Genomic DNA, 16,354 nt, shown 5'->3' on the forward strand with positions numbered 1-16,354 from the left:
GCGTGTGATGTTAACATACTGATGGGCGAAAATGGTTTACGTTTTGTTCTCATCGGTAACATGCTCAACATGATTTTTCTATGACCCTAGGAATTGATCCTGACCGCTCCCGCCAGATGGCGCTAATCCGGTCTACGGACACAAAACCCGAAATGACCATCCGTCGGCTCGCGCATACACTCGGCTATCGCTTTAGACTTCACCGCAAGGACTTGCCGGGAAGGCCCGACTTGGTGTTCCCAAGCCGCCGGGCAGTCATATTCGTGAGCGGCTGCTGGTGGCACGGACACAGTTGCAAGCGCGGTGCCCGTGTTCCGAAGACCAACGCCACCTACTGGAAAGCGAAGATCGCCAGGAACGTCGAGAGAGATGCTGCCAGCCTCGCCGCGCTCGAAGCCACAGGGTGGCGCGCGCTCGTGATCTGGGAGTGCGAATTGAAACACGTCGACGACCTCACCCGGCGGCTGCGGGAATTCCTCGGGCCTCAATCGCCTTCCTGATCCAGCGACTCCCCGGCGGACGAGTCGCGGGAACTGACGGCACGGCGTAGCGGTTCGAGGTCGACCTCCAGATCGTGCAACCCGACGCACAGCCCGACGGGCGACTGAAACTGGGGCCGCAGCGGACACCTGCGGGGAGGCCGGGCGCTGGCTCCAGAGCTGCCCGCGCGAGCCTCGCGGGCTTGCCGGTCGCCGCCATGCCGTCCCGGTTCGTGATCTAGGATGCTTGGGCGATTTGCAGCATGCCTGTGTCGTCGATGCTATCCTTGCCGGATTCTTTGAGATGGTCGAAGCGTTCCATCAGATCGGCAAGATTCTCGTCCTTCTTTGCGATGTGGTTCAATAACTCCCAGACTGGCTCACCACCGAACTCCATCACCAGCTTCATCCGCGTGTCCCCCGCAGCGGGATCGGCGCGCTCTAGCATCGAAGCCAACAAATCGACATATGTCGCCCGGCACTCGAGCAGGATTTCGTCCCAGCCGCGGATAGATATGCGCGTGTCGTTTGTCTGGATGGGTGGATTTCCCGGATGTCCGACAAGAAGTCCGCTCAAAACAGCGGTTGGATGAAACGCTCGGGTGAAGTCTAGGTAGTCGCGCAGCTGCCTGTCGTTCTCCGCAGTCAGTTCGCGCGCAGGCGCCTTCAGCTCGACAATCTGGATCGTCTTCTTCGCGGCATCGGTCAGGAAGACGAAGTCCGCCCGCTCGCGCTCGGTCATCCCTTTAATTTCTCGTCCCGCGCGGTCCTTGGTAGCGTCATCCAGGGCGGAGTGCTCTATTGTCGTTTTCAGATGTCTATCAGCCGTAAGGAGATCGCCCCGCGGCTGCAGAATCCATGGAAAACTTTCGATCAGTTCCTGCAGGTTCTCCTCGCTCTTCTGGTGCACCAGGCGGTGCAGAAGACTGAGAGCGTATGCTCTCTGGGCGAAGGTCATGGCCAAGCCCATCGCTTCCGGAACGGAATGCTGGTGAAGCTTCGAAGTCACGTCAAGGAAGCTCGCGGACCCCGACGGTGCCTCCCCAAGACCAGCCCAAAGATCTTTCAAAAGGCTTCGCGTCGGCAGGTTCACCCACGCCTGCGAGACAGCCGCCAGAAGTTCGTCCGCTACGTCTCCCTGATTCTTTCCTAGTTCCTTGGTCGCTTCGGCTACCAGCAGATCGATCTGCTCGTTCTCATGCGGGGAGTAGACGGCAATCTGATGTGCCGCTCGGCGCGTGGCAGCCCTGCTCCTAACCTCCGCAACATGCTTCCCGGCGCGATGCGCCGCGTAAGAGCCCAGCCAATTTCCGACTTTCTGGCGACGCCATTCACGAAATTCGCCAAGCTCTTCGCTGCTCCAGTCAAGGCTCGAACGGTCGGTGGAAATGAGATCGCGCTCGAACTCGTCCAGCCAGTCGGCTTCGACGGCTCCGTACATGTAGCGCTGAAACACCTCCTTCCCTTTGGCACCGAAGAAGAAAGGCCTGTCCTGAGCGCTCTTTCCATGAGCGAAAACGCCAATCCCCGCTTCATCGGCCGCCCACTCGGCAGAACCGACGAACCCCACCCAATATTTGACCTCTCCGGCTGCAAGCCTTTCTGTGGAGTAGCCCTCCGCAGGAATGCGGAGTTCAAATGCCGGAATCGCACGGTTCTTGTCGATCGGTTGCCCGTTAATCGTCACCGCGAAGTCCTCCCGGTTGAGAACGACCGTGAACTTGCTAGCAAGGGCGATCTCCATCGCTTCGGTCGCGAGATCCTGATTTGACGTCAAGCGTCGCATCTTGATCAGCGTCCCTGTCTTCTTCTCAGATCCGCGAACCCGATCGACGAAAGCAACGACATCTGCTGGGGTGTCAGCTGAAAGCGATACCGACAGGTCCTCGTCTTCAAGGGTGAATTTGGGTGGATAAGCACCGCCCTGCTGGCCTGCGGCTATTAGATCGTCAAGGTCCAGTGTGAACCAACTAATCTTGCCGTCTGCACAGGAAATCACGTCAACTGATCGTGCGATGCCGAAAGGCGCGAGCTTGCCGATGCCCTTGCGGCCCATGGGACCGCGCCCGCCCGGAGACTTCATCTTTGGTCCCGTGCGCTTCGGCTTTCCTATTACTAGGTAGCGCGTGCGGATAGCCCCGAAGTTCATTCCGAATCCATCATCGGCAACAGCAAGAAACCTTTCTTCGGAAGTCGCACCGCTGGCGGATGTAGTGATATAGACATGCTCCGCGTCTGCATCCCAGCAGTTCGCGACGATCTCGGCGAGAACACTCCCGGGTTTATTTTGATAGAGGCGAATTCCAAGATGCTCGATTACGTTGTGATCGAACTCGAGTACGGGCGGATTTACCGCCTCCGAAATTTTCTCTTCGCTCATCTTCCCCCCGTCGGCCACCGTCCTCGTTGTAGCACTCTTTTGCGAAGTTCCTACCACTCTGAGGAGGATTGACTGCCGTTTATTCCCAGCCGATCTCGACCGCCAGATACTCCCTCATGACGATCCGCACGAGCATCCCGGCCGTCTGCATGACTGCATAGCGGTACACTCCTTTCTGCACGATGACCCAATCTTCGTCGAGATCCTCGCCTGTGATTGTTCGCGTCATCATCCGGCTGCCCACCTCGGGGCACCTGCCGTTCGGCCACGAGACGTCTTCGAAAACCTGGTCATTCAGAAAGGTCAGCGGAACGATCCATCTTCAACATCTGCTCCCTGATCTCGTAGTAAGCATGGCCGCGAGAGATTTTCACGACTACGTTCTTGATGCGCCGTTTTCTGGCATCCATGTGATAGTTTCTTCTCCGAAGAGGTTCGTGTCGACCTGCTTGGATTTCTCGATCCGGCTGCGAAGACCTGGATTGGCTTCGAAAGTCCATGCCACCCGCTCTATGACCTGCGCGGCCGGATCGGTGGAGCCTGCCAGCACAGCCCCGAGGAAGGTTCCCCCATTTCATCGTCCTCGATGCATCCTATTCGCCCCGAAATGGGCAGCTATCGGTCACCGCGTCATCGTTGAGTAGAGTTCCATGGCATTTTTTCCACAGGGGTGCGTCGAAACTGGTCCGATCTTTTGTGCTTCCGTAGTGCTTCCGCGCGGAAAGCATGACGACACACGCCAAAATCCAAATCGGAGAGTTTTGGACTAAGCCGCGTGCTTCCGATAGCAAAAGAATGCCTCTTCGATAGTGGGTCTCGTGATGTAGCGGTCTTCCGACTCGAACCCCCAGATATGCGCGTCGGTCGAGTTTGCACCACCGCGAACCCCGGCTCGCCAACATCTTTGAAGAGCAGGCGCAATTCGGCTGAAGGCGCCAGACAGAAAGGGTCGAAATGTAGTTCCGTCCACCAGCAGCGGGCTGGCGCTTGGCGCGATCGTGGGCGCACCTCCTATCTCGTCCAATTCGACCGAAAAGGGAACTGGCACAAGACTGGTTCCTTGCTGAAGACGTCGTTGACCTTGGCTTTGACGACTGATGACATCGGCATGCGCATCCGACAACGCGCTCCGGGCGCTGGAGCCTGCATCAAGGCGTTTTTGCAGGAAACGCGTTTGCGGTGAGCTCAAGCAGGCGGTGCGCGTTGCCCAGCAGCTGAATGGTCGCGACTATGCTCGCATCCTGCGGGAAAGGCACTACGCTGTCTGCCGTCCAGTTCTCCTCGCTACCGGCTGCTTGTCTAATCAGGAGGATATCGAGGCTCGCAAAGCCGGGCCTTGCCGCTCGATCTTCCCAGCCCTTGATCTGAACGGGGAGTTTCGCGTCGACATCACCATCTTCGTTCTTGGCGTCCCAAACGACAGCCTGGTCCGTCATGTTCGAGGGTTTGGTTTTGGACGCGACCGCAATGTCCTTCACGAAGATCGCCCGCCTATTCCAGTTCACTATTCTGATAACAAGCGTGTTTTTGTCTTTCAAATGTTCGATGACGTCGAGGGTTGGATCTTCGTCGCCGATCACGAATCTCGTTTGCTTTTTGGCCTCGCGCCACTGTCCTATCAAATAGGGCAAGCTTGCCGCTGCTGCGACGAATGCTGCCCAGCCGGACAAAGCTCCAACCCAATCTCGGCCCCGGTCCCAGGTCAGATTGTATTCAAGGCTTGCGATCAGCCAAGTTTGGCTTGTGATCGCCAAAGTCACAGCAACTCCAATTGCGACCCCAATCAACAACCAGCAGACGCGCATCAGCATCGTGTCCCCCTTCGGAAAGTGCGGCAGCATAACATGTCGCAAGGCATGGTACCCGCATGAGCGAAGAGGCGATTAAGCAATTCATCGAAGACGCGCGCGCGGTGTCGATCGAGGCGGCCGCAAAGGATTTACAGAACAGCGCTACACAGAAAGGCCAGATTCACCCCAGCCTAGTAGTCGCTCATCGCCTTTGCCAGAATTGTGATCTCGATGGGTCAAAGATATCGTCTTATGATGGGAATGGCGCCCCGGCCGGATGTCTCATGCCGTCGCATGCTGCCTAAATCAATAGCATCCTGCATGATGGGCTCTTTGGCGGGTAAGTTCTGAAATTCACTATAAGTTGTTGATTTTTTTGATGATATGGCGGAGAGAGCGGGATTCGAACCCGCGTTACGGTCTCCCGTAAACACACTTTCCAGGCGTGCGCCTTCAACCACTCGGCCACCTCTCCGTCGTTGCATTTCGCGCCGGCCGGTTTCGCCGCGCGGGTTGGGGAGATGCATCTCCCTTTGGGAATTCCGGTCCGAAAACTCCGCACCGCGGGTGCCGTCAACCAGCGGACACCCTTTCCCCACGCCGTCAAAGCAACAGGCGCGGGGCTCATCTAGTCGATCCGGCGCCGAATGCCAAGTCATAACGGCATTCTATTCGTGTTGCCGGGAATCGCTTCTTTGGCCATGCCGATGCGGCGACCCTTTTGACGTGATCATGGCCGAATGATGTGCACAGGCAGGGTCGCAAAACCTGCCGTGCTTGACTTCGCCGCCGGCCGCCTGTCGAGTGACGGCAAGGCTTTGGGGCATCGTCCGGAACATGACATCGACCAATACACAGCCGGCCGGGCGGCCGGACAGCGGCTTGTCCTATCTGCCGCTGGCTTGGCTCGCCGTCGTCATGGCCTGGTCGGTCTACGGCCTGATTTCGGCATGGCGGCTGATCGGCGACCACAGCCTGCCGGGGAGCGTCTTCTATCTCGTCTATGGCGGCGTCGCGGCCAGCATCGTCACCATCCTGTGGGGACTTTACCTGCTCGGCCTGGCTTTCAACCGTTCGGCGCGGTTCCCGCGCCATTTCACCATCTGGCAGGTCGCCACCATCCTATGGCTGCTGGCACGGCAAGCCTATGTGCTGGTCACGCCCGATTTCGTCTTTTCGCCACAGGGGCTGGCCGTTACCGCTGCTGAAATCGCCCTCGGCGTGCTCTGCATCTATCTGTTGCGCCGGGGCTCGGGTTGCCGAGACGGTGTATGCCAATCCGGAAAGCGAAAGTCCGCCGGTGCTGGTCTCGATCATCGCCGCCCTGCTCGGTATCATCCTGGGTGCGGTGATCGGCGCCTGTGCAGGGTTTTTCGCCGGTTCGGTGATTGCGGACGCCACCGACATGAGCTGCTTCGAGGGCGCCTGCGGCTATTTTGCCCTGTTCATCGGGCTGGCCGGCCTGGTCGTCGGGGCGATTGCCGGTGGCCTGTTCGCCGTCTGGCGCGTCAACCGGCGAAAAAGGAAACCGGCGGCTTAGGTTCAAATTCGCGTGTCACGATTGCGGTCAAAGCACGCAAAGACTATCTCTCGGTACAGACTTTGGCAGGTCTAGGGGGAAATCCTCGGGGGAGGGGTCTGGATGTTACGTTTCATCTTTCGTCTTGCGGCGGCGGTGGCACTTTCGGTTTCCGTCATCATGGCGGTGCTGGATGCGACGCGGTCGGTGGCAGCGTCGGCGCTGGTAATGACCCCGCTCAACACCAGCTGGCTCGCCGTCTCGCCGGACACGCGAAGCGCCTTCGAAAGCTATATCCGCGACAACATCAATCCGCTGCTGTGGGATGGGGTGATCGCCTGGGTGCTCAATCAGCCCGGCTTTGCGGTGTTCGCGGTGCTTGCCTTCCTGCTTTACGCGATCGGCTACAGGCGGCAGCGGCCTGCCGGACGGTTCGCGCCAACCTGACGATTTTTCGTTGATGGCCTTCCTGCGTCCCCGAACTTGATCAAAAGGGAGACCGCGCATGTTCTTTCTCAGCGATACACTGAACAAGAAGCTCAATTTGCCGAAGCCCTCCGAGGCGTTGCCGGGCCGCGCCCGGCGATCCCGACGGCATCCAAACACTTTGTTTCGAAACGGCCGCTCAAGGGGCCTTATCCCAAGGGGCTGGAGACGGCGATGTTCGGGCTCGGCTGCTTCTGGGGCGCGGAGCGGCTGTTCTGGCAGCTCGAAGCTGTCTGGGTCACCGCTGTCGGCCTTGCCGGCGGCGTCACCCCCAACCCCACCTACCAGGAAACCTGCACCGGCCTCACAGGCCACGCAGAGGTCGTGCGTGTCGTCCACGATCCGAAGATCGTGTCCTATGGGGAGCTTCTGAAGCTGTCTTGGGAAAGCCACGACCCGACACAAGGCATGCGCCAGGGCAACGATGTCGGCACCACCTACCGCTCGACGATCTACACGCTCAGTGAGGGGCAATATCGGGCGGCGATTGCGTCACGCGACGCTTACGAAGCCTCCTTGCGTGGCGCCGGCCGTGGCAAGATCACCACCGAGATCGCGGCAGCACCCGAATTCTACTTCGCCGAGGAAGATCACCAGCAGTATCTGGCGAAGAACCCCCATGGCTATTGCAATTTGAAGGGCACCGGCGCGGCCTGTGCCATCCCCGCGGCTGCCTCCGCCTGAGTTCACGCCGCGTCATGTTTGGAGGGCTCATGTGGCGCGTTCCAACTCCTTGTTTGGGTGCATATTATTACCCCAAAACCGCTGTTCACTTTGGTGCGAACATGCATTTGGCGAAAGTAATGAGTTGTGGCGCCGCGTCCCGGCGGCACGCTTTTCCAAAGGGTCAAAATTCCGCGTGAATTTTGTTTCGGGCCGTGCCAGATTGGCCCGGAGCGGGAGGGGAGTGCACTCCTGGCTGACGTCGCATGCCTGCCGGTGAACCGGGCAGACAGGCGGTGCATAACGGAAAAAGTAACCGACAGGGTGTGGATCACATGAAACGTATCGTTCTCGGCCTTCTGGCCGCAACTGCAATGGTTCTTCCGGCTTTCGCCGCGGACATTCAGCCCGCCATTCTCTATGATCTGGGCGGCAAGTTCGACAAATCCTTCAACGAGGCGTCCTATAACGGCGCTGAAAAGTTCAAGACCGAAACCGGCATCGCCTATGTCGAATTCGAGGTGAGCAACGCCACCCAGCGCGAACAGGCGCTGCGCCGTTTCGCCGAGGATGGCCGCAATCCGATCGTCATGGCAGGCTTTTCCTGGGCGGACGCGCTGGACAAGATCGCCGTGGAGTTTCCCGACACCAAATTCGCCATCATCGACATGGTCGTCGACAAGCCCAATGTCCGCTCCGTCGTCTACAAGGAGCAGGAAGGGTCATACCTCGTCGGCGTGATGGCGGCGTTGGCTTCCAAATCCAAGAAGGTTGGCTTCATCGGCGGCATGGATATTCCGCTGATCCGCAAATTCGGCTGTGGCTATGTTGGCGGCGCCAAGTCGGCCGGCGCGACCGATGTCATCCAGAACATGACCGGCGATACGCCGGCGGCCTGGAACGATCCGGCCAAGGGTGGCGAGATCGCCAAGACGCAGATCGACCAGGGCGCCGACGTGGTCTACGCGGCAGCCGGCGGCACCGGTGTCGGCGTGCTTCAGGCAGCGGCCGACGCAGGCAAGCTGGGCATCGGCGTCGATTCCAACCAGAACGGCCTGCAGCCCGGCAAGGTGCTGACCTCCATGGTCAAGCGCGTCGACGTTGCCGTCTACAACACGTTCATGGACGCCAAGAACGACAAGTTCACCGGCGGCATCAACGATCTCGGCCTCAAGGAAGGCGGTGTCGACTACGCCATGGACGACAACAACAAGGCGCTTGTTGACGACGCCATGAAGGCAGCCGTCGAAAAGGCCAAGGCCGACATCATCGCGGGCACCGTGAAGGTGCACGACTACATGTCGGACAACGCCTGCCCGTATTGATCGACGCTAGCCAAAATTTCGAACCGCCGGGTGAAAACCCGGCGGTTTTGTTTTGGGATAGCGGAGCTAAAACTTCCCCGCGAGATAACCGAGCGCAAAGGCTGCAATCAGCCCGATGGCGATGATGGTTCCGCGCCGGCCACCGGGCGCGTGCAGGCCGACGCCGTAAGGTGGCTGGTCGAGGCTGCGGATTACTGCCGGGGGTCTCACATCGCTGCTGTCGAGGCCGGCCATCCGCATCTGCGGCAATTCGGCGATGCGCTGGGTGATCAGCTCCCAGCGATTGTCGGGCTGCACGCCCGCTGGTCCGGCGCGATCGAAGACATGCATGCGCTCGGCAAGCTGGACGACGGCGTCGCGGAAGTCGGAGTCGATCTCCAGGTCGCGCTCGGCACGCTCGCGGTCCCTGTCGTTCATCAGACCGAGCACATAGTCGCCGGCCCGCGCGATGCGATCACTTTCACTGGCCATCACTTGCTCCCCTCCGGCCGTCTTACCAATGTGGCGGCTTGGTCACCGGCACGTCGGATGCTGCCTGGTCCTCCAGCGCCAGGAACCGGTCGGCGAGTGCATCGAGCTTGCGCTGCATGCGCTCGATCACTTTCCATTGTTCGGCGATCTGGCCCGACAGTTCCTCGATGGTCTTCTCCTGCTCGGTGGCGCGGATTTCCAGCGTCGTCAGCCGGTCGGCAGGCATGATCATCTTGAATCCTCGGTCTTGCGCAGTTCAAGGCGATGCGCTTTTCGGATTCGCCATATTAGCGAATGTGAAGATCCCCGCCATGTTCGAAATTGACAAGCGCGCAGGGATTTGTCGAGAGTGAACACTGCTTCGGCCAATTGGCAGGGGCAGAGCATCATGCTAGGCGTTTTGACCAAGCGATAAAAAAATAAGAGTGGGACAGGCTGCATGGCGCAAGCCGCAATCGAGCTTATCGGCATCAACAAGAGTTTTGGCGCCGTGCGCGCCAACCGCGACATCAATCTGGAAATTGCCCGCGGCACCATCCACGGCATTGTTGGCGAGAACGGCGCCGGCAAGTCGACGCTGATGTCGATCCTCTATGGCTTCTACCAGGCCGACAGCGGCGAAATTCACGTCGGCGGCAAGCCGGCGTCGATCAAGACACCCAACGACGCGATCGCGCTCGGCATTGGCATGGTGCACCAGCATTTCATGCTGGTCGACAATTTCTCGGTGCTGGAAAACATCATTCTCGGCGCCGAAAGCGATGCGCTGCTGAAGAAGAGCATCGCCAAGGCGCGGTCCGAACTGGAGCGTCTCGAGCGCGAATACGGGCTCGAGGTCGATCCCGATGCGATCATCGAGGAGTTGCCGGTTGGCCTGCAGCAGCGCGTCGAAATCCTCAAGGCACTCTATCGCGGCGCCGAGATCCTGATCCTCGACGAGCCGACGGGCGTGCTCACGCCGGCCGAGGCCGACCATCTGTTCCGCATCCTCAAGCAGTTGAAGGAGCAGGGCAAGACGGTGGTGCTGATCACCCACAAGCTGCGCGAGATCATGGCCATCACCGACACCGTCTCGGTCATGCGCCAGGGCACGATGGTGGCGACGCGGGAAACCAGGAAGACCACCGTCGAGGAACTGGCCGAGCTGATGGTCGGCCGGCGTGTGTTGCTGAGAGTGGAAAAGGGCGAGGCGGAAGCCGGCGGCGTCAAGCTCGCGGTCAAGAACCTGACGGTGAAGGATTCACGCGGCGTCACCATGGTCGACGACATCTCCTTTGACATACGTGCCGGCGAGATCGTCGGTATTGCCGGCGTTGCCGGCAACGGCCAATCCGAACTGCTCGAGGCGATTTCCGGGATCAGACGCGCCGTTTCAGGCTCGGTCATGCTCGACGGCAAGCCGATCGACCTGACCGGCGCTGCCGATCCGGGTGAACTGCGCGACCGCGGCCTTGCCCATGTGCCGGAGGACCGTCACCATGTCGGGCTGGTGCTGGCCTTCGAGGAGAACGAGAATTCGATCCTCGGCTATCACGACGACGAGCGCTATCTGAAGGGGCCGTTCCTCAACATCGACGCCATCCGCGACGATGCCAAGGAAAAGATCACCAAATACGACATTCGCCCGGCGGACTGCCGGCTCAAGACCGCCAATTTTTCCGGTGGCAACCAGCAGAAGATCGTGCTGGCGCGGGAAATGGAACAGGATCCGGGCGTGCTGATCGTCGGCCAGCCGACGCGCGGCGTCGATGTCGGCGCCATCGAATTCATCCACAAGCGCCTCATCGCCATGCGGGATCAGGGCAAGGCCGTGCTGGTGGTGTCTGTCGAACTGGACGAGATACGCTCGCTCTCCGACCGCATCCTGGTGATGTTTGCCGGCCGCATCGTCGGCGAGCGTGGCGCGGAGGCGACCGAAGGCGAATTGGGCCTGCTGATGGCCGGCGTCGAGCATCAGGAGGCCGCACAATGAGCACGCCTTATGCCAAGCTGCCGGGCTGGGCCGACTACGGGCTGATCCCTGTGATCAACCTGTTCGTTGCCTTCGTCGTTGCCGGCTTCGTCGTCATCCTGGTTGGGGAAAATCCGTTCCGTGCCGCCGTCATCCTGGTCGAAGGCGCCTTCGGCAGGGGGCAAGGCATCGCGTTTACGCTTTTCTACGCCACCACTTTCATCTTCAGCGGGCTTTCGGTGGCGGTTGCGGCGCATTGCGGCCTGTTCAACATCGGTGGCGAAGGTCAGGGCTATATTGCCGGTCTCGGCATCGGCATCGTCTGCCTGGCCTTCGACAGCGTGCTGCCGTGGTGGCTCACCTTCCCGCTGGCGATCATCGCCGCCGCGGCGATGGGCGCGCTGTGGGCGCTGATCCCGGCCTACCTGCAGGCCAAGCGCGGTTCGCACATCGTCATCACCACCATCATGTTCAATTTCATCGCCGCCAGCGTCATGGTCTATGCGCTGGTGGGCATGCTGAAGCCGGCCGGCTCGATGGCGCCGCAGACGCGCACCTTCCTCGACGGCGCGCAGTTGCCGAAGCTCAACTGGGTCATCGAACTGTTCGGCGCCAAGATACGCTCGGCGCCGCTGAACGTCTCCTTCCTGCTGGCTCTGGTCATGGCCTATCTGGTCTGGCTGCTGATCTGGCGCACCAAGCTCGGCTACGAGATGCGCACCTACGGGCACAGCCCGAAAGCGGCACGCTACGCCGGCATTTCGGAAACCCGCATCATCATTATCGCCATGATGATTTCGGGCGCGCTGGCCGGCATGATGGCGCTCAATCCGACGATGGGGGACCAGCACAATGTCGCGCTCGATTTCGTCTCCGGCGCCGGTTTCGTCGGTATCGCGGTGGCGCTGATGGGGCGCCTGCATCCGGTCGGCATCGTGCTGGCGGCGATCCTGTTCGGCATGCTCTACCAGGGCGGTGCCGAACTCGCCTTCGAGATGCCGGCCATCAGCCGCGACATGATCGTCATCATCCAGGGACTGGTCATCCTGTTCGCCGGCGCGCTCGAGCACATGTTCCGGCCCTATATCCAGGCATTGTTCGCTTCCATCAGCCCGAGAACAGTCGGCATGGAAGCGGCCAAGGGGAAGGGTGCCTGAGATGGATCTCTTCAACGCTGTCATCCAGATACTCGACTCGACCATCCGCCTGTCGGTGCCGCTGCTGCTTGCCTGTCTGGCCGGACTCTATTCGGAGCGCGCTGGCATTTTTGACATCGGGCTCGAGGGCAAGATGCTGGTCGGCGCGTTCGCGGGTGCCGCCGCCGCCTCGGTCTTCCATTCCGCCTATATCGGCCTCGGCATGGCCGTCCTGATCTCGGTAGCCTTCGCGCTGATCCACGGCTTTGCCTCGATCACCCATCGCGGCAACCAGATCGTCTCCGGCGTGGCGATCAATTTCATTGCTGCCGGATCGACCATCATGCTGGGCCAGCACTGGTTCCAGCAAGGCGGGCGCACCCCGGCTTTGGCGCCGAACGAGCGGTTCGAGGCGATCACCTTGCCCGGCGCCGATGCCGTCAAGGACGTGCCCATCCTCGGTCAGATCTATTCGGTGCTGCTGTCCGGCCACTCGGTGCTGGTCTATCTCGCCTTCCTGATGGTGCCGTTCACCTGGTGGGTGCTGTTTCGCACGCGCTTCGGTTTGCGCCTGCGCGCGGTCGGCGAGAACCCGGCCGCCGTCGATACGGCCGGCATCTCGGTCGCCTGGCTGCGCTACCGGGCGCTGATTTGCACCGGCGTGCTCACCGGTGTTGCCGGCGCCTACCTGTCGATGGCGCAGAATGGCGGCTTCGTGAAGGACATGACCGCCGGCAAGGGCTATATCGCGCTGGCGGCGCTGATCTTCGCCAAGTGGAAGCCGGTCAACGCCATGTTCGCCTGCCTGTTGTTCGGCTTCCTCGATGCGCTGGCGATCCGCCTGCAAGGCACGCCGCTGCCGCTGATCGGCAAGGTGCCGGTACAATTCATGCAGGCACTGCCCTATATCCTTACCGTCATCCTGCTTGCCGGCTTCATCGGCAAGGCCATCCCGCCGCGCGCCGGCGGCGTGCCCTACGTCAAGGAACGCTGATTTAATGGCTCATGATTTGTTCCAAGCGGCGCAAGCCGCCATGGCCAAGGCCTATGCGCCCTATTCGAAATTCCCGGTCGGGGCTGCGTTGCGTACCGAGGACGGCCGGGTCTTTGCCGGCGCCAATGTCGAGAACGCATCCTTTCCGGAAGGCTGGTGCGCCGAAACCACGGCGCTCGGCAACTACATCATGGGCGGCGGCGGCAAGATCACCGAGGTCGCGGTGATCGCCGAGCGCATGGCGAAATGCTCGCCCTGCGGCGGCTGCCGGCAACGGCTGGCCGAGTTCTGCCAGCCTGATACGAAGCTATACCTGTGCGACAATGCCGGCGTGGTCGAGACTGTCACCATGGCTGACTTGCTGCCATACGGTTTCAAAGGTGACATATTGAAATGAAGAGCTGGCTGAAATGAAGGAAGCGCTGGATCATCTCGTTGAACGGCTCGACGGGCTGGCGCCGACCACCGCGCTGGTGTTGGGCTCGGGCCTTGGTGGGCTTGTCGACCGGGTCGAGGATGCGGTCCGCATTTCCTATGCGGATTTGCCCGGCTTTCCCAGAAGCGGCGTTACAGGCCACGCCGGCGAAGTGGTGGCGGGGCTTTTCGCCGGCACGCCAGTGCTGATGCTGTCCGGCCGTGCTCACTATTACGAGCATGGCGTTGCTGCGGCGATGCGGCCGGCGCTGGAAGTGCTGGCAGGCATCGGCATCACCAAGCTGATCCTCACCAATGCCGCCGGTTCGGTCGACCCGGACATGGGTCCCGGCTCGGTGATGCTGATCACCGACCACATCAATTTCTCAGGGTCCAATCCACTGATCGGCGAGCCGAGCGACCGCCGTTTCGTCGGCCTGACCGAAGCCTATGACGCCGGCATTCGCTCGGCGATCGAGAAGGCAGCGAAGGCGACCAGCACTAAGCTGCACAAGGGTGTCTACATGTGGTTTTCCGGGCCGTGCTTCGAGACACCGGCCGAAATCCGCATGGCGCGCATCATGGGCGCCAATGCGGTAGGCATGTCGACCGTGCCGGAGGTTATTCTCGCCCGCTTCCTCGGCCTGCGTGTCGCTGCCTGTTCGGTCGTCACCAACCTCGCGGCAGGGATGACCGGAGCGGAGCTTTCGCACCAGGAAACCAAGGACATGGCGCCGATCGGCGGCGCGCGGCTGGCGACGATCCTCCAGCGTGTGTTCCAGGACGGGCTGCCGGAGAGCAAGGTCCCGGCCTGATGCTTCCTCAGGAAATCATCCGCCGTAAGCGCGACGGCCAGAAGCTGTCGACGCAGGAGATCGCCGGCTTCATCGAGGGCCTGACCTCAGGCATCGTCTCGGACGGCCAGATCGGCGCCTTCGCCATGGCGGTCTTCTTCAACGGCATGAGCCGCGACGAGGCTGTGGCGCTGACGCTTGCCATGCGCGATACCGGCGATGTGCTCGACTGGTCGGACCTGCCCGGCCCGGTCACTGACAAGCACTCGACAGGCGGCGTCGGCGACAATGTCTCGCTGATGCTGGCGCCGATCGTCGCCGCCTGCGGCGCCTATGTGCCGATGATATCAGGTCGGGGTCTCGGCCATACCGGCGGCACGCTGGACAAGATGGATGCGATCCCCGGCTATATCAGCCAGCCGGATATTGCGCGCTTTCGCAAGACGGTGCTCGAAACCGGATGCGCCATCATCGGCCAGACCGCCGATCTGGCGCCTGCCGACCGCAGGCTCTATGCGATCCGCGATGTGACGGGAACCGTCGAATCGGTACCGCTGATCACCGCCTCGATCCTGTCGAAGAAGCTCGCCGCCGGCCTGCAGTCGCTGGTGCTCGACGTCAAGGTCGGCAATGGCGCTTTCATGGAGAAATCGCGCGACGCAACGGCACTGGCGAACAGCCTGGTGGAAGTCGCCAACGGTGCCGGCCTGAAGGCCTCGGCGTTGGTAACCGGCATGAACGAGCCGCTGGCGTCGGCTGCCGGCAACGCGGTCGAGGTGCACAATGCGGTCGACTTCCTCACCGGCCGTTACCGCGACCGGCGGCTGGAGGATGTGACGCTGGCTCTGGCCGCCGAGATGCTGCAATCCGCCGGGCTGGTGTCGTCCAATCAGGACGGCATGCGGCGCGCCGCCGAGACGCTTGCCGGTGGCCGCGCGGCCGCCATGTTTGCGCGCATGGTGGCGGCACTTGGCGGTCCCGCCGACTTCGTCGAGAAGCCGGAAAAATACCTGCCGAAGGCGGCGGTGGAGTTTGCCGTGAAGGCGCCCGAAAACGGCTTTGTCACCGGTATCGCCACCCGCGACATCGGGCTCGCGGTCGTCGGGCTTGGTGGCGGGCGGACGAGGCCTGACGACAGGATCGACCATGCGGTCGGCATCACCAGGCTGTTGCCGGTTGGTGCGGAGGTGCGGGCCGGCGAGGCGCTGGCCCTGGTCCATGCCCGCACCCTGGCGGATGCAGAGGCGGCCGCTGCCGCCGTGCTTTCGGCCTATGCGATCGGCGCCTCGAAGCCGCCAGCGGACAAGAGTGTGATCCGGCGGATCCTGCCGCGCGGTTAACAGGAGCCGGAAAGGTTCTTTCTACTGGACGAGCAGCAGCGTGCCGTTCTCGACCTGGTATTTTTGAAGCCGCTGCAGAAAGCTCATGCCGATCAGGTTGGCGCGCAGCGCCTTGTCGTCGAGCACGACGGCCTGGACGTCCTCGACCGTGATCTTGCCGATCTGCAGACGATCGATGGTCACCACGGCCGCCTTGATCGCGCCGTTGGCGGTGTTGACCTCGTGGCGGAAATCCGACTGGTTCAGCGAGAGGCCGATCCTGCGTGCCGTCGACGTGTTGATGGCGACCAGCGTGGCGCCGGTGTCGATCAGGCCGTCGACCTGACGGCCGTTGAGCTTGAGCGAAGTCGTGAAGTGCCCGCGCTCGTCGGCTGCAACCAGAACCTTGCGGCCGAGCGGCTGCGCCATCGGTGGCTTGTCGGGGACCGCGACCAGCTGAAGTTCGGCTTGCGTCTCAGTCGCAGGCTTGGCCCCAATTGCCGATTGCAGCAGGCCGTCGAACATTTGCGGATTCGACTGATAGGCGATCGGGATCAGTACCGATGTTCCGGCAATCACGCAAAAGACGAGAACTGTGCGCAGCATGGGTCGGCCTTCGTGAGCGCAGACCCT

The 16,354-nt window shown here is 61.4% G+C and carries 16 protein-coding genes, 1 tRNA gene and 1 pseudogene; 11 read left to right on the forward strand and 7 right to left on the reverse strand.

The features are described 5' to 3' along the window. Positions 1 to 80: 80 nt before the first annotated feature. A complete protein-coding gene (locus LHFGNBLO_RS13900) occupies positions 81 to 500 on the forward strand; it encodes a very short patch repair endonuclease (protein WP_258608222.1) in 420 nt (139 codons plus the stop codon). Positions 501 to 717: 217 nt separating this feature from the next. Here LHFGNBLO_RS13900 and LHFGNBLO_RS13905 read toward each other — a convergent pair whose 3' ends face one another. From LHFGNBLO_RS13905 to LHFGNBLO_RS13920, 4 genes are all read right to left on the reverse strand, one after another. After that, positions 718 to 2,859, reverse strand: a complete 2,142-nt coding sequence (locus LHFGNBLO_RS13905) for an ATP-binding protein (RefSeq protein WP_258608224.1) — start codon at positions 2,857 to 2,859, stop codon at positions 718 to 720. A 79-nt stretch (positions 2,860 to 2,938) separates the two neighbouring features. Then, positions 2,939 to 3,091 carry a hypothetical protein gene (locus LHFGNBLO_RS13910; RefSeq protein ID WP_258608226.1) on the reverse strand — a complete coding sequence of 51 codons (153 nt, stop codon included), beginning with the start codon at positions 3,089 to 3,091 and terminating at the stop codon, positions 2,939 to 2,941. A gap of 916 nt (positions 3,092 to 4,007) precedes the next feature. Then, entirely contained in the window at positions 4,008 to 4,670 is a 663-nt protein-coding gene (locus LHFGNBLO_RS13915; RefSeq protein WP_258608228.1) for a hypothetical protein, read from the reverse strand. A 364-nt stretch (positions 4,671 to 5,034) separates the two neighbouring features. Beyond that, a tRNA-Ser gene (locus LHFGNBLO_RS13920) sits at positions 5,035 to 5,124 on the reverse strand. Positions 5,125 to 5,916: 792 nt separating this feature from the next. Here LHFGNBLO_RS13920 and LHFGNBLO_RS13925 point away from each other — a divergent pair. The 4 genes and pseudogenes from LHFGNBLO_RS13925 to LHFGNBLO_RS13940 all read left to right on the forward strand — a co-directional run bounded on the left by LHFGNBLO_RS13925 (position 5,917) and on the right by LHFGNBLO_RS13940 (position 8,642). Then, a complete protein-coding gene (locus LHFGNBLO_RS13925) occupies positions 5,917 to 6,189 on the forward strand; it encodes a hypothetical protein (protein WP_258608230.1) in 273 nt (90 codons plus the stop codon). Positions 6,190 to 6,291: 102 nt separating this feature from the next. Further along, positions 6,292 to 6,615: a hypothetical protein gene (locus LHFGNBLO_RS13930; protein ID WP_258608232.1), complete on the forward strand. Its 324-nt coding sequence runs from the start codon at positions 6,292 to 6,294 to the stop codon at positions 6,613 to 6,615. Positions 6,616 to 6,673: 58 nt separating this feature from the next. Beyond that, positions 6,674 to 7,338: pseudogene (msrA, locus tag LHFGNBLO_RS13935) on the forward strand (peptide-methionine (S)-S-oxide reductase MsrA). A 314-nt stretch (positions 7,339 to 7,652) separates the two neighbouring features. Further along, on the forward strand, positions 7,653 to 8,642 hold the full coding sequence (locus LHFGNBLO_RS13940) for a BMP family lipoprotein (protein WP_258608234.1): 990 nt from the start codon (positions 7,653 to 7,655) through the stop codon (positions 8,640 to 8,642). 66 nt (positions 8,643 to 8,708) lie between these two features. Here LHFGNBLO_RS13940 and LHFGNBLO_RS13945 read toward each other — a convergent pair whose 3' ends face one another. Together LHFGNBLO_RS13945 and LHFGNBLO_RS13950 are read right to left on the reverse strand one after the other, a co-directional pair. Continuing rightward, positions 8,709 to 9,113 carry a hypothetical protein gene (locus tag LHFGNBLO_RS13945; protein ID WP_258608235.1) on the reverse strand — a complete coding sequence of 135 codons (405 nt, stop codon included), beginning with the start codon at positions 9,111 to 9,113 and terminating at the stop codon, positions 8,709 to 8,711. Positions 9,114 to 9,135: 22 nt separating this feature from the next. Beyond that, positions 9,136 to 9,345, reverse strand: a complete 210-nt coding sequence (locus LHFGNBLO_RS13950) for a SlyX family protein (protein WP_413774683.1) — start codon at positions 9,343 to 9,345, stop codon at positions 9,136 to 9,138. Positions 9,346 to 9,552: 207 nt separating this feature from the next. Between LHFGNBLO_RS13950 and LHFGNBLO_RS13955 the strand changes: the two genes are divergently transcribed. The 6 genes from LHFGNBLO_RS13955 to deoA are packed head-to-tail and all read left to right on the forward strand — an operon-like array spanning position 9,553 to position 15,742. Then, complete coding sequence (locus LHFGNBLO_RS13955; protein ID WP_258608237.1) at positions 9,553 to 11,085, forward strand: ABC transporter ATP-binding protein; 1,533 nt, start codon at positions 9,553 to 9,555, stop codon at positions 11,083 to 11,085. After that, entirely contained in the window at positions 11,082 to 12,221 is a 1,140-nt protein-coding gene (locus LHFGNBLO_RS13960) for an ABC transporter permease (RefSeq protein ID WP_258608239.1), read from the forward strand. The genes LHFGNBLO_RS13955 and LHFGNBLO_RS13960 overlap by 4 nt, the downstream gene beginning before the upstream one ends. A gap of 1 nt (position 12,222) precedes the next feature. Then, positions 12,223 to 13,194 carry an ABC transporter permease gene (locus LHFGNBLO_RS13965; protein WP_258608240.1) on the forward strand — a complete coding sequence of 324 codons (972 nt, stop codon included), beginning with the start codon at positions 12,223 to 12,225 and terminating at the stop codon, positions 13,192 to 13,194. Between the two features lie 4 nt (positions 13,195 to 13,198). Then, a complete protein-coding gene (gene cdd / locus LHFGNBLO_RS13970; protein ID WP_258608241.1) occupies positions 13,199 to 13,591 on the forward strand; it encodes a cytidine deaminase in 393 nt (130 codons plus the stop codon). Positions 13,592 to 13,604: 13 nt separating this feature from the next. Beyond that, complete coding sequence (locus tag LHFGNBLO_RS13975) at positions 13,605 to 14,423, forward strand: purine-nucleoside phosphorylase (RefSeq protein WP_258608242.1); 819 nt, start codon at positions 13,605 to 13,607, stop codon at positions 14,421 to 14,423. Next, on the forward strand, positions 14,423 to 15,742 hold the full coding sequence (gene deoA / locus LHFGNBLO_RS13980; protein WP_258608243.1) for a thymidine phosphorylase: 1,320 nt from the start codon (positions 14,423 to 14,425) through the stop codon (positions 15,740 to 15,742). Before LHFGNBLO_RS13975 ends, deoA begins: the two co-directional genes overlap by 1 nt. Positions 15,743 to 15,763: 21 nt before the next feature. Here the strand turns inward: deoA and LHFGNBLO_RS13985 are convergent, their stop codons facing one another. Next, positions 15,764 to 16,327, reverse strand: coding sequence for a TIGR02281 family clan AA aspartic protease (locus LHFGNBLO_RS13985; RefSeq protein ID WP_258608244.1), 564 nt, complete (start codon positions 16,325 to 16,327; stop codon positions 15,764 to 15,766). Positions 16,328 to 16,354: the final 27 nt, after the last annotated feature.

It is taken from the genome of Mesorhizobium sp. AR10 (assembly GCF_024746795.1).
Taxonomy (GTDB): Bacteria; Pseudomonadota; Alphaproteobacteria; order Rhizobiales; family Rhizobiaceae; genus Mesorhizobium.

Coding starts and splice junctions, on each gene's coding strand:
- LHFGNBLO_RS13900 (WP_258608222.1), top strand. CDS start 81: ATGACCCTAGGAATTGATCCTGACCGCTCCCGCCAGATGGCGCTAATC.
- LHFGNBLO_RS13905 (WP_258608224.1), bottom strand. CDS start 2,859: ATGAGCGAAGAGAAAATTTCGGAGGCGGTAAATCCGCCCGTACTCGAG.
- LHFGNBLO_RS13910 (WP_258608226.1), bottom strand. CDS start 3,091: ATGATGACGCGAACAATCACAGGCGAGGATCTCGACGAAGATTGGGTC.
- LHFGNBLO_RS13915 (WP_258608228.1), bottom strand. CDS start 4,670: ATGCTGATGCGCGTCTGCTGGTTGTTGATTGGGGTCGCAATTGGAGTT.
- LHFGNBLO_RS13930 (WP_258608232.1), top strand. CDS start 6,292: ATGTTACGTTTCATCTTTCGTCTTGCGGCGGCGGTGGCACTTTCGGTT.
- LHFGNBLO_RS13940 (WP_258608234.1), top strand. CDS start 7,653: ATGAAACGTATCGTTCTCGGCCTTCTGGCCGCAACTGCAATGGTTCTT.
- LHFGNBLO_RS13945 (WP_258608235.1), bottom strand. CDS start 9,113: ATGGCCAGTGAAAGTGATCGCATCGCGCGGGCCGGCGACTATGTGCTC.
- LHFGNBLO_RS13950 (WP_413774683.1), bottom strand. CDS start 9,345: ATGATCATGCCTGCCGACCGGCTGACGACGCTGGAAATCCGCGCCACC.
- LHFGNBLO_RS13955 (WP_258608237.1), top strand. CDS start 9,553: ATGGCGCAAGCCGCAATCGAGCTTATCGGCATCAACAAGAGTTTTGGC.
- LHFGNBLO_RS13960 (WP_258608239.1), top strand. CDS start 11,082: ATGAGCACGCCTTATGCCAAGCTGCCGGGCTGGGCCGACTACGGGCTG.
- LHFGNBLO_RS13965 (WP_258608240.1), top strand. CDS start 12,223: ATGGATCTCTTCAACGCTGTCATCCAGATACTCGACTCGACCATCCGC.
- cdd (WP_258608241.1), top strand. CDS start 13,199: ATGGCTCATGATTTGTTCCAAGCGGCGCAAGCCGCCATGGCCAAGGCC.
- LHFGNBLO_RS13975 (WP_258608242.1), top strand. CDS start 13,605: ATGAAGGAAGCGCTGGATCATCTCGTTGAACGGCTCGACGGGCTGGCG.
- deoA (WP_258608243.1), top strand. CDS start 14,423: ATGCTTCCTCAGGAAATCATCCGCCGTAAGCGCGACGGCCAGAAGCTG.
- LHFGNBLO_RS13985 (WP_258608244.1), bottom strand. CDS start 16,327: ATGCTGCGCACAGTTCTCGTCTTTTGCGTGATTGCCGGAACATCGGTA.